The 12468-nt window shown below is 60.7% G+C and carries 11 protein-coding genes; 8 read left to right on the forward strand and 3 right to left on the reverse strand.

The genetic code is table 11. The features are described from left to right. Positions 1-6: 6 nt before the first annotated feature. A complete protein-coding gene (locus J3T93_RS07475; RefSeq protein ID WP_267400264.1) occupies positions 7-732 on the reverse strand; it encodes an amino acid ABC transporter ATP-binding protein in 726 nt (241 codons plus the stop codon). Positions 733-818: 86 nt separating this feature from the next. Then, positions 819-2333, reverse strand: a complete 1515-nt coding sequence (locus tag J3T93_RS07480; protein WP_267431157.1) for an ABC transporter substrate-binding protein/permease — start codon at positions 2331-2333, stop codon at positions 819-821. 244 nt (positions 2334-2577) lie between these two features. On the opposite strand from J3T93_RS07480, the gene J3T93_RS07485 reads away from it, so the two are divergent. Then, positions 2578-3972 (forward strand): replication-associated recombination protein A, encoded by a 1395-nt coding sequence (locus J3T93_RS07485; RefSeq protein WP_267431158.1) that lies wholly within the window; start codon positions 2578-2580, stop codon positions 3970-3972. Positions 3973-4153: 181 nt separating this feature from the next. Further along, a complete protein-coding gene (locus J3T93_RS07490) occupies positions 4154-5551 on the forward strand; it encodes an MFS transporter (protein WP_267431159.1) in 1398 nt (465 codons plus the stop codon). Between the two features lie 130 nt (positions 5552-5681). On the opposite strand, the gene J3T93_RS07495 is transcribed toward J3T93_RS07490, so the two are convergent. Then, positions 5682-6122, reverse strand: a complete 441-nt coding sequence (locus tag J3T93_RS07495) for a MarR family winged helix-turn-helix transcriptional regulator (protein ID WP_267400112.1) — start codon at positions 6120-6122, stop codon at positions 5682-5684. Between the two features lie 329 nt (positions 6123-6451). Here J3T93_RS07495 and J3T93_RS07500 point away from each other — a divergent pair, with 329 nt between their 5' ends. The 6 genes from J3T93_RS07500 to J3T93_RS07525 all read left to right on the forward strand — a co-directional run bounded on the left by J3T93_RS07500 (position 6452) and on the right by J3T93_RS07525 (position 12407). Beyond that, the gene (locus J3T93_RS07500; protein ID WP_267431160.1) at positions 6452-7030 is read left to right on the forward strand and encodes a haloacid dehalogenase-like hydrolase; all 579 of its coding nucleotides are present in this window, start codon (positions 6452-6454) and stop codon (positions 7028-7030) included. Positions 7031-7204: 174 nt separating this feature from the next. Then, positions 7205-7864 (forward strand): winged helix-turn-helix domain-containing protein, encoded by a 660-nt coding sequence (locus J3T93_RS07505; protein WP_416378842.1) that lies wholly within the window; start codon positions 7205-7207, stop codon positions 7862-7864. Further along, a complete protein-coding gene (gene mtrB / locus J3T93_RS07510) occupies positions 7861-9495 on the forward strand; it encodes an MtrAB system histidine kinase MtrB (protein ID WP_267431161.1) in 1635 nt (544 codons plus the stop codon). Before J3T93_RS07505 ends, mtrB begins: the two co-directional genes overlap by 4 nt. Beyond that, on the forward strand, positions 9492-11240 hold the full coding sequence (locus tag J3T93_RS07515; RefSeq protein ID WP_267431162.1) for an LpqB family beta-propeller domain-containing protein: 1749 nt from the start codon (positions 9492-9494) through the stop codon (positions 11238-11240). The genes mtrB and J3T93_RS07515 overlap by 4 nt, the downstream gene beginning before the upstream one ends. 55 nt (positions 11241-11295) lie before the next feature. After that, positions 11296-11436, forward strand: a complete 141-nt coding sequence (locus J3T93_RS07520; protein ID WP_267400108.1) for a hypothetical protein — start codon at positions 11296-11298, stop codon at positions 11434-11436. Further along, complete coding sequence (locus J3T93_RS07525) at positions 11433-12407, forward strand: ABC transporter substrate-binding protein (RefSeq protein ID WP_267431163.1); 975 nt, start codon at positions 11433-11435, stop codon at positions 12405-12407. The genes J3T93_RS07520 and J3T93_RS07525 overlap by 4 nt, the downstream gene beginning before the upstream one ends. Positions 12408-12468 lie beyond the last annotated feature (61 nt).

The raw sequence follows: 12468 nt of genomic DNA on the forward strand, positions 1-12468 counted from the left end.
GGTCTTTTACAGGACCTTGGAGAGGAAGGACTGCAGCCGAGGGCTCTGCGGGTGGCCGAAGATCTGCTCGGGCGTGCCCTCCTCCTCAATGATCCCGGCATCGGTGAAGATCACCCTGGAGGAGACCTCCCGGGCGAAGGCCATCTCGTGGGTGACCAGGATCATGGTCATGCCGCCCTCGGCCAGGGAGCGGATGACTTGGAGCACGTCGCCCACCATCTCCGGATCCAGGGCCGAGGTGGCCTCATCGAAGAGCATGATGTCGGGATGCATGGCCAGTGCCCGGGTGATGGCGACACGCTGCTGCTGACCGCCGGACAGATCCGTGGGTCGTGCGTCCGCCTTCTCCTGCAGACCTACGGTCTCCAGCAGGTCCAGGGCCTGCTGCCGGGCGTCCTCCTTGGGCGTCTTGTGCAGCATATGGGGGGCCAGCATGATGTTGTCGGCCACGCTCATGTTGGGGAAGAGGTTGAAGTGCTGGAAGACCATGCCCACGTGCTCGCGCAACTTGTCGATGTTGGTCTTTGGGTCGGAAATGTCGATCCCATAGACGCTGATAGTGCCCGAGGTCGGCATCTCCAGGGCGTTGATGCAGCGCAACAGGGTGGACTTGCCCGCTCCCGAGGGGCCGATGATGGAGATGACCTCGCCCGGCTTGACCTCCATGTCGATCCCCTTGAGGACCTCGGTGTCGCCGTAGCGCTTGTGCAGGTCGCGGATGGATACGGCCATCTGGGACTTTCCCTGGCTGAGGTGACTTTGGTTCTGACGGATGCGACGTGTCAGTCGTCCGGTGTCCATGTCCGGGTCCTCGAAGTTCATCGATGCAGCCTCCTATCGAGCATATTGGCCATCCAGGTCAGGGCGCTGATGGCGACGAAGTAGATGACGCCCACCATGAAGAGGGTTTCGGTCACGCGGAAGTTGGCCGCGTAGATCTGCTGGGCCTGGTAGAGCAGTTCGCCGAAGCCGATGGCCAGCAGCAGGGAGGAGTCCTTGAGCATGATGACCAGCTGGTTGATGATGGAGGGCGTGGCGATTCTGACGGCCTGCGGCAGAATGACCCGGCGCAGGGCCATGCGACGGGTCAGGCCCAGGCTGCGGGCCCCCTCCATCTGCCCGACGTCCACCGAGTCGATGGCCCCGCGCACGATCTCGACCAGGTAGGCTCCGGAGTTCAAAGACAGGGTCAGCGCGCCGGCCAGCCAGATGCTGATGCGGTGGCCGATCAGCTGGGGAACGCCTAGGTAGAAGAAGAAGGCCCAGACCAGGACGGGTGTGCCCCTGAAGACCGCCACGTAGATCCGGGCAATCCAGGACAGGATACGGTTGGGGCTGATCCGCCACAGTCCCAGGATGATGCCGATGGCCAGGGCGATGACGAATGATATGGCCGTGATGGCCAGGGTGTTGCGCAGGCCCAGCATCAGGGAGGGGAAGGCCTGACGGACCAGCTCGAAGAATCCTGGCCGGGAGGCGGAGTCATTCTTGCTGGAATGGCTGCTGCCCACATAGGATTCGACCAGTTTCTTATAGCTACCGTCGGCCTTCATCTTGGCCAGACCCTCGTTGAAGGCGGCCACAAATACCTTGTTCTCACCCTTGCGGACGGCCGCCCCGTAGGAGGCGCCAGGCTCCTTCTTGGTCACGGTCTTCAGCCCGTTGCCCTGGGCGATGCCGTAGGCCAGGACCGGGTAGTCGTCAATGACCGCTTGTGCGTTGCCGGACTTGACCATCTCGTACATGGTGGAGGACTGGTCCACCGCCTTGACGCTAAATCCGTACTGGGCCGCCCGCTGCTTGGCGAAAGCCTCGCCCTCGCTGCCGGTCTTGACGGCCACCACGCTGCCTCGCAGATCCTTGTAGCTGTGGATCTGCTCGTTATCCTTGGCAATAGCCATTTGCACGCCGGAGTCGAAATAGGGGTCGGTGAAGTCGTAGACCTGCTTGCGCTGGTCGGTGATGGTCATGCCGGCTATGACCACATCGGCCTGCTGGGAGTTCAAGGCCTGTAGGGCGGCGTTGAAGCCCAGGGACTGGATCTGCACCGAGAAGCCCTCGATGTCGGCGATCTTGCGGATCAGATCCATGTCGATGCCGACCAGCTTGCCGGAGGAGTCACGGAACTCGAAGGGGGCAAAGGTGGTGTCGGTGGCGACGCGGAAGGTGCGTCCGTGGACCGCCTGCGCGGCGGGGGAGTCCTGGGCCGCCTGCGCCGGCGTGGCCAGGGGGGCGACGATCAGGGCTGAGAGCCCCAGGACCAGGGCTAGCAGGCCCATGGCCCACCTGCCCGGACCGGATGTCCATCCCTGGCGAACATGCTTGGCGATCACTGGCGATTCTCCTTATTGTTCCGACCTGTGCCGGTTCCGGTTTTCATGGGCCTTCCTGAAGATATTCAGGCGGATGACCAGTAAACTGTACACACACCGGGTTTCCGGAGCCCAACTACGCGCTGGGCGATACGGCTATATGGGTTCCCAGTCTAGCGCGTTCGTCCTGCTGTTTGCGGCAGACGCAGGCCTATGCTGGTGAGGGCGGGGAGCCATAGGGGCTCCGAAAAATGAGGTATTGCATATGGTTGATGATCTCTTCCAGGCGGCGGATCCCCCTGAGGAGCACACCCTGCCTCTGGCGGTCAGGATGCGACCCAGGAGCCTGGACGAGGTGGTCGGCCAGGACAAGGTCACGGCTCCGGGAACCCCCTTGGAACGGCTGGCACGGTCGGATCCGAACAACCGTCTGACGGCTCCCAGCTCGGTCATTCTTTTCGGCCCTCCTGGGGTGGGCAAGACCACCCTGGCCTACATTGTGGCTCGACAGTCCGGTCGGCATTTCGAGGAGCTTTCGGCCGTCACCTCGGGCGTCAAGGAGGTGCGGCAGGTCCTCGCCCAGGCCCGGGAGCGGCTGGTCAGCCAGGGTCAGGAGACGGTCCTTTTCATCGATGAGGTCCACCGCTTTTCCAAGTCCCAGCAGGATGCCCTGCTGCCCAGCGTAGAGAACCGGGATGTGACCTTTATCGCAGCCACCACGGAGAATCCCAGCTTTTCGGTCATCGCGCCCCTGCTTTCGCGTTCGGTGGTGGTCAAGCTGGAGGTCCTGGACGACAAGGACCTGGCCAAGCTGATCCGCCGGGCCGTCAAGGACCAGCGGGGGCTCAAGGATCAGGTGCGGCTGGATTCCGAGGCTCTGAACCAGATTGTGCGTTTTTCCGGGGGTGATGCCCGTCGGGCCTTGACCATTCTTGAAGCTGCGGCCGGGGCGGTCACTGAGGATGGGCCTCGTGCCAAGGGGGCGCGTCGGCCCCTGATCAATGCCAAGGTGGTCTCCTCGGTCATGGACGTGGCCGCCGTCCGCTATGACAAGAAGGGCGATGACCACTATGACGTGGCCTCGGCCTTTATCAAGTCCATGCGGGGGTCAGACGTGGATGCGGCCCTGCACTACCTGGCTCGGATGATCCGGGCAGGCGAGGACCCCCGCTTCATCGCCCGACGGATCATGATCGCCTCCGCCGAGGAAGTGGGCATGGCCTCTCCGGAAGTGCTGGAGATCACGGTCGCGGCAGCCCAGGCCGTGGCCATGGTGGGCATGCCAGAGGCCCGGCTGATCCTGGCCGAGGCAGTCATCGCCGTGGCCACTGCACCCAAGTCCAACGCCTCCTACCTGGCCATCAACCAAGCCCTGGAGGATGTGGACGCCGGGCATATCGGCCAGGTGCCTCTCCATTTGCGCAACGCTCCCACCAAACTGATGAAGGCCTGGGGCAACCATGAAGGCTACCAGTATGCGCACGATGCGCCGGATGCAGTAGCACCGCAGCAGTACATGCCGGACGAACTGGTCGGACGACGCTACTACCACCCCAATGATAGGGGATACGAGCGTCAGCTGGGCCCACGTCTGGAGGCCATCAGGGCTATCCTGGACAGGGCCGCCGGGCCGGAGGGAAACGCCGGGTCTGGGCAATGACCGTCCAGACTCCTATACTGGTCACCCAATAGACGTTGAGCAGCCACACAATGACCGAAACGCCGCAGGGTTCAGGCCTTCCATATTGACGGTCGCCATGCTCCCACAAGGAGCCTGTCGCTGTCGGCAGGCCTGGCATGGACGCATGGGGCATGCCTCATGCACGGGCGCGAGGGTGACGATGTCGACGGCGGTCGTTGACAATGCAGACATATCCGAACAATCCAAAGGTCTCGGCGTGGCCGAGGACGACCTGGCGGTCCGCGAAATTACCCGGCGAGTAGACAATGCTCGTGAATCGGCTACTTTTTACAAGATCGTGGCCCTGGTGGCCGCGGGAATGCTCATGGACAGCATCGATATCTATGTGGGCAGCGCTGTAGCCAGTTCAGCCTTGAGCACCGGATGGTCCACGGTCGCCCAGAACTCCCTCTTCCTGTCGGCTGGCTTCCTGGGGCTCCTGGTGGGCTCGTTGCTGGCCGGATTCATCGGAGACCTGCGGGGGCGCAAGACCGCCTATCAGATCAACCTGCTGCTCTTTGGCGGCTTTACCCTGCTGGGCGCTCTGGCCCCGAACATGGCCATCCTCTCGGTCTGCCGGCTGGGGGCTGGCCTGGGGCTGGGCGCCGAAATCGTCACCGGATTCTCCATGGTCAACGAATTCGCTCCCATCAAACACCGCGGCCGTTGGAGCGCCATCGTCTCACTGGTGGCCAACACCGGAGTGCCTCTGGCCATGCTTCTGTGCGCCTGGATCATTCCGCGCTGGTCCTGGCGGCCGCTCTTCGTGGGCATTGGTCTGGCAGCTGTGCTGATCTGGTACCTGCGGCGTGACATCCCTGAGTCCCCTCGCTGGCTGGCCCTGCATGGGCGGATGGACGAGGCTGTCCAGGTGGTCGAGCTTCTGGAGGCCGATAATGGCCGGGTAGGGTCAAACTCCGGTTCTGCCAGCGGTTCCGCACTTGACGGAAGGAACGAGGGTGGCGAGCCATCTGCCAAGGCTTCGGGCAGCGTTGTTCGCGGCCTGATTGTGGCCACCGTGGCGGTTTCGGCCACCAACGTCTGCTCCTATGCCTTCACCTCCTGGGTGCCCACCATCCTGCTCAAGCGGGGCATAAATCTGAGCGGATCCCTGTGGATCAGCACCCTGATGATGCTGGGCGCCCCCTTGGGCTGCCTGATCGGATCCCTGCTTCTGGACCGGATCGGCCGCAAGCGGATCATCGTCACGGCCTTCCTGCTGACGGCGGTCTTTGGACTGCTCTACGCTGCGCAGACCAGCCAGGTCACGGCCATTCTGGTGGGCATCATGCTCATGGCCAGCCTCTACGTTCTCATGTCTTCGGTGGTGGCCGTCTATGCGCCCGAGCTCTTCCCGACCACGGTCCGTTTCCGTTGTGTGGGCATCGCCAATGCCGTTGCCAAGCTCTGCAATGTGCTCATGCCCGTGCTCATTGGTGCCATGCTCAGCCAGTGGGGGAGCACCTCAATCTTCGTTACCATCAGCCTGGTGGCCCTGGCTTCCATGCTGGTTGTGGGCCTGATGGGCTGGGAGACTTCCGGCCGTTCGGTGGGCTGACAGAGGCCGGTGCCAAGGGCGTAAAGACTCTGAAAAGCAAGGGACTTGGCATGAGCCTGGTGCCGTCAAGGGGCGGCCAAGGCATCGGCCAGGTCCTTTTCTCAGCAAGAATTTTGGGCAGTAAGAGCAATCAGAGATGGTTGGCCAGCAGCCGGTTGTAGACGCAGCGCAGCTCGGTCTGGAAGGTTTCAGGGTCGATATCGGGATTCTGCTTGAACAGGTCGATCCACCAGTTGTTGACCGATCTGATCCGCTTGCGAGCTATATCTGCGCCTGACTCGGTCAGGGCTATGATGTTGACCCGGTGATCGGCGGGGTTCTGTTCACGGCTGACCAGGCCTAGGGATTTTAAGGCTTTCAGGTCTCGGGCCAGCAGACTGGGGTCTACGCACAGGTCCCGGGCTATTTGGCGCTGGCTGAGGCCTGGATGATCGTAGAGATACACCATCAGATCACCTTGGGTGCCCCGTAAGGTGGAGTCGCCTGCGTACCGGCTGGCATCGTTGCGCGCATGCCGGTAGATTCCGGCTATGCAGCTGCTCAGGTTGTGGTAGTGGCTCTTCTTCAACATCGCTGCTGCCCCCTAGCTGATAAGGAAGATCACAGAGTTCGGCGGACATGATTGTCCGCATGGACCCCTTCGGCGCCGTTCCCCTTCCAGGCCTATTTTCGACAAGTCCCTAGCCTTGGCCCTATATGAACAACGCATTTTTCATCATATCAATACCGTCGACACCATGGGGATGATCCACGATCAGGACAGGGACTGCCTATTCGCGAGGCTGTTCGGGTCAACATCTGGCGGAACAGGATCCATGGAAGTCGGGGACTATCACCGTCATTGCTCCACGGTATGCTAAAATGTTCGCTTTTTAGTGCTGAGATCTGGAAAGGACTGGCATGCGGGTACTGGACTTCGACGGCACCATCTACGATGGCGAGAGCCTGCTTGACTTCTACCTGTTCACTGCCCGCAAGGATCCGCGGGTGCTGCACTACCTGCCGATTGCCCTCTTCTACGCCGTTCGCTACCGTCTGGGCCGGGTCACCCTGGAGCAGCTGGACTCCGCCATGCGTCGGGTGGGATCGCGCTACCTGCGTCGGCTGACCTCCCGTCCCGGCTTTGACATGGGCCGGTTGGTCAACCAATTCTGGGATGCCAACATGCACAAGATCATGGATTGGTACACGCCCCAGGCTGACGACGTGGTGGTGACCGCCTCCTTCGATCTGGTGGCCGGGGAGGCTTGCCGCCGACTGGGCATCACCCGCTGCATCGGCTCCACCCTGGATTTGGAATCCCTGACCGTTGGCTACCTCAACTTTGGGCCTGACAAGCCTCTGCACTTTCAGCAGATTCTGGGTCATAAGACGGCCATCGACGCCTTTTACACCGATTCGGCCTTCGATCTGCCCATGATCGATCTGGCACGGCGAGCCTACATGGTGGAGCATGGCCGGGTTCGTCGGATCAAGTAGGTCAACCCTGCCAATTTCCGCCTAGATCCGTCGGCGGGTTCAGCCCCGACCAACCCTGCTATCGTTCTGCTTAGAAGCAAGTGAGCATAATGGCATGCTGAGAACGAGGGAGGGCTTCTTGTGAAAGAGCCGGCCACGATACTGATTGTCGACGATGACAAGGATCTGGGCGAGATGTTGTCGATAGTGTTACAGACAAAGTCCTACAGGCCAGTGACCTGCACGGATGGGTCCAGGGCAGTGGAGATATTCCCTACGGTGGAACCTGATCTGGTGCTGCTAGACATCATGTTGCCCGGCATGGATGGGATCGGCATCGCCCGTTGGATCAGATCCAGATCCAATGTCCCCATCATCATGCTGACGGCCAAGTCCGATACCAAGAACATCGTCGAGGGTCTGGAGGCCGGAGCCGATGATTATGTGGTCAAGCCCTTCAGCACTGATGAGCTTTTGGCCAGGATCCATGCCCGCCTCCGCCCGGTCTCGGTCCGCGCTGCACAAAACGGGCAGGGATTGCCGGCCATCATTCACGGTCTGATAGAGATCAATCGGCAGAAACACACTGCGGTCAAGCGGGGCATTCAGCTTTCCCTGACCCCAACCGAGTTCGAGCTGCTCTATGTGCTGGCATCACACCCAGGTGAGGTGCTTAGTCGGGCAGAGCTGTTGCGAAAGGTCTGGGACTATCAGGACATGGGCGATACCCGCCTGGTCAACGTCCACGTGCAGCGTCTCAGGCAGAAAATCGAAGACGATCCCGAAAATCCAAGAATCATCGAGACGGTTCGGGGAATCGGCTACAAGTATGCGGCTGAGCAGCCAGGATCATGAGCACCCGCACCAGGCCCAAGGGCGCGTCCACAGTCGGGAAGACCCTGCGCAGACTCCGCAAAGCGGTCGGGAGCTCTTTGCAGGTACGTATGGTCCTTCTGGCGACGGTTTCGGCGCTTTTGATCGGCATCGTCTTCATGACAGCATCCCTGTATTCGGTCAGGACCTCCCTCTTGAACCAGGTTCTGCGACAGGCACAGGCCGACTTTGCTGCCGAGCTGAACAGGGCTCAGGGTGGACTTGACTCAGCAGACATCTCCGACGACGAGGGGAGCTATCAAAAGCTGGTGGTCAATATGGCAGCCAATGTTCAGAATGAGGGGGCCCCTAACATGGTTGGGGTCTTCATCTGGCCAGATGACTCCACAGCCCGCAGGTTCGTCCCCGTATCGACTGCCCCGGGGGACAGCGACCTGATCACTCCGGAAATCAGGAATGCCGTCGTCTCCAATGGCAGCCACTCATACTCGCAGATGATCAATACGGCCGACAAGGGCCAGTACCCGGTCCCGGGCATCGTCATGGGGTCCATGTTGAGGCCGGCCACCACCGGAGGGATCGAGTTCTACGCCATCTACTCCTTTGCGGACCAGCAGCGCTCCGTTCTCTCCGTGCAGATGGCCCTTCTCGCGGTCAGCGTGGTGACCAGCGTGGTGATGGGGATCATCGTGTTCCTGGCCCTTCACTCAGTCATCCGTCCGGTGACCAAGGTGGCAGGTGCCGCCAAGGGATTGGCCCAAGGGGAGTCGGACGTCCGGGTCACCGAAGACCGAACCGATGAGCTGGGTACCCTGCAGCGTTCCTTCAACGTGATGGCTGATTCCATCAATGAAAAGATCGGTCAGCTGGAGGAAGCCGAAGCCTACCAACGCAGGTTCGTTTCGGACGTCAGCCATGAGCTGCGAACCCCGGTCACCACCATCCGCATGGCCACGGACCTGCTCTTCCAGAGTCGGGACGACCTGGATCCAAACAAGCGCAGGACCGTGGAATTGCTGGACAAACAGGTGTCACGCTTCGCCAGCATGCTTGAGGATCTTCTCGAAATATCCAGGTACGAGGCCGGTCAGACATCGCTGAATCCGGACCTGTGCGATGCCTGCGATCTGGTTCGCAAGGTGGTGCAGCAGGTCGCCCAGATAGCCGGGACCAAGGGGGTTGCAGTGAATGCGCTCCTTCCCGACCACAAGGTGATGATCACCGTCGATGCCAACCGTTGTACTTCGATTCTGCGCAATCTGGCCAACAATGCCATCGATTTCGCTGAGGACGGGCCGGTGCAGCTGCGGCTGGCCGTCTCGGAGCAGGCCGTGGTATTCAGTGTGCGCGACTGGGGAACCGGCATTGCGCCCGAAGACCTGACTCATATATTCGAACGGTTTTGGCGGGCCGATCCGTCACGGTCTCGGTTGACAGGCGGTACAGGTCTGGGGCTGTCGATAGCTCTGGACAATACCAATCTCATGCATGGGCTGCTCCAGGTGCGCTCGCAGATCGGGCAGGGAACCTGGTTCCTGCTGACCCTGCCCAGGGATGTCTCCGAGCAACTGGATCAGGGCAGTGCGCCGGTTCGATTCCAGCCTGGTCAGGGTCTGGATGTGGAAGGCTCCTTTGAAGAGGCTGCATCATGAGTGTTTTCAGACCCTCCCGTTGGCCAAGAGTCCTTCGCTCTGTGCGGATGCTGGGCCTGTGTGCTGCCATGGTGGTTGCCCTGGTCGCCGGAGGTTGCTCCATTCCATTCGGACTGCCTACTTCCGGGTCGGTCCGTCAGCTCAGTCCCGTTGAGAATCAGCCCCATCGGGTCTTCTCCTCCCCGGAGGGTCCTGTGGACGGAGCCGGACCAGAGAGCATCGTCAAGGGCTTCCTGGCGGCTTTGCCTACCGGCATTCAAAGCGATGGCTTTGCTGTCGCCAAGTCCTACATGACCAAGCGGGCCTTTGCGGGATGGGACTTCAATGCATCCGTCTCGATCTATAAGGGTTCCCCTGTCTATGACCGCGTGGATGACGAGGGCAGCGGGAAAAGGACCGCCCTGGACCTGACTACCGAGTGCATTGGTTCCTTGGACGCCCATGGCATATTCTCCGTCACCGAGCAGGACTGCGGCTCAGGGTACAGGACCGAACGGTTTGAGCTTGCTAAGGTTCGCGGTCAATGGCGGATCAGCAAGGCCCCGGCGGGGATAGTGATCTCTTCGGATGATTTCATGCAGGTCTACCGTCAGGTCGTCATCTATCAGTTCCCCTTGGCCAAGGGTGTGCCTGTTCCTGACAACCGGTGGTTCGGCTGGCGCAACTGGAGGACCCTGGCCTTGAAGGAACTGCTGAAGGGCCCTCCGGCTTGGCTGCGGGATTCCGTGACGAACTTCAATACCGCCAAGGTCTCCTTGGCAGTCGACGCGGTGCAGCAGGTCAAGGGAAGCATGGAAATCAAAGTCAGCAGCTCCTTCGCCACCCTGAGCAGCGAAAACAAGGCCATGCTGGTCCATCAGATGCGGATGCTCTTGGGCGACGGCAATGGCGAGTTTGATCTGCGCGTGATCGATGCGTCAGGGATTGATTACTCCCACGCGGATGATGATCTGACCCTGGCCTCAGGGCAGACTTCCAACCGCATCTACAGTCTGGGCAGCAGCGGGGTGGTAGGTTTCAACTCCTCGAACCTGATCAGGGTCGGACAACCCCCCGTCTTTCATGAGCCCAAGGGGCTGGTCTTTTCCTCCAATGGCGGAGCGCTGCTGTCCGATCATGGCCAGGTGACCTGTCTGAAGCCTGATGCTTCATCCTGCGGGAAACTGTTTGTCGCCACGCCCATTGCCGCCATAACCGGCAGTCTGACCGATGAGATCTGGGCGGTCAGGCAGAGCGATTCCGCCATCCTGGTCGATACAGGCAAGCCGGGCGCCCTGGAATTCACCCTGCCCTGGCTGCATGGGCGGCGTGTGGTCGCCCTGGCTCTGGCGCCTGAGGGGCAGCGTCTGTGCCTGGTGCTCGACGACGGCTCGCAGGGTATGAACACCCTGGTCATGCTGGGTATTGTCCGAGGCGAGAATCAGCGGCCCAAGGGCTTGAGCGACCAGATCCAGGTCATCGCCCGGCATCGGGACATCAGGGCCTTAACCTTCTACAACGACAACACCCTGGTCTACAAGGATGGCGACATGGATGCGGGCGGCCATTCCCAGATCGCCCCCGGCCCGGAGACGGTCCAGCATCTACCGGCAGGAACCACAGGCTTGGCTGCAGGGCAGGTCAATCAGATGCAGAGCCTGATCGCCCTGGACCGTTCGGGCATTGTCCATTGTTTGTCCGGGGCCCTGGAGGGCATGTGGTACATCATTGATTCCCAGGTGGATACGGTTACCAGCGGCAGGTAACAAACACAAGGATGCGCGGGATCGACTGTGGATCGACTGTGGCCTATTGGTCAATATGATTGAACTGTTATCGATTTGTTATCGCAGCGCCTTGAGCTCGGTGAGCGGAAAAACCATACTGAAAATCGTGGATGTCATCATCGATGATCATAATGCTGTGGCTTCGATGCTGACTACTCAAGGAGGAGAACAATGAATACAGCACTGAAGAAGGCGCTGACCATCGCCACGGCCTCGGCTGCGGTCTTGGCCATGGGAGCTTGCGGGTCTTCCGGATCCAGCTCCAGCAAGGGCGGCGACAAGCAGAAGACCATCGGGTTTGTGGCTGTAGGTCCCGAGGGCGGCTTCCGTACGGCCAACGAGAACGATCTGAAGAAGGCCTTCAAGAACGCCGGATTCAACATGATCTATTCGCCGACCCAGAACAACGATCAGCAGAAGCAGATCCAGGCTTTCAACAAGTTCGTCAATGACGAGGTGGATGCCATCGTCCTGTCCTCCACCGAGGACAGCGGCTGGGACGAGTCGCTGAAGAAGGCCAAGGAGGCCGAGATCCCGGTCTTCCTGGTCGACCGTAACGTGCAGACCAAGGATGAGAGCCTGGTTGCCTCCCACATCGGGCCTTCCAACGAGTGGGCAGGACAGCAGGCTGCGGAGTTCGTCAACAAGAACTTCCCCGATGGAGCCAATGGCCTGATCCTGGAGGGCCCTGCCGGCCTGTCGGTGGTCAAGGACCGCCAGAAGGGCTGGGATTCCAAGATCGGTGGCAACATCAAGGTTCTGGAGAGCCAGTCGGCCAACTGGTCCACTGACGAGGCCAAGACCGTGACCGCCGGACTGCTGGATAAGTACAAGAGCCAGAATGTCCAGTTCATCTTCTCGCAGAACGACGAGATGGGCCTGGGTGCTGCACAGGCTGTCGATGCCGCAGGTCTCAAGGGCAAGGTCAAGATCATCACCATCGATGGCACCAAGCCTGCTCTGAAGGCCCTGATCGACGGCGACCTGTCGCTGGTGATCGAGTACAACCCGCTCTTCGGCGAAACGACCGCCAAGACCGTCAAGGATTACCTGGACGGCAAGAAGGTCAAGAAGAACATCGTCATTGATTCGAAGGTCTTCACCGCCGACGAGGCCAAGAAGGTCATCGATTCCAGAGCGTACTGATCTATCGCTGATCGCATAGGAAACAGGACGGCGCACCCGGGAAGGTTGCGGTACGCCGTTT

The organism is Bifidobacterium sp. B4111 (assembly GCF_026537235.1).
Classification (GTDB): domain Bacteria; phylum Actinomycetota; class Actinomycetes; order Actinomycetales; family Bifidobacteriaceae; genus Bombiscardovia.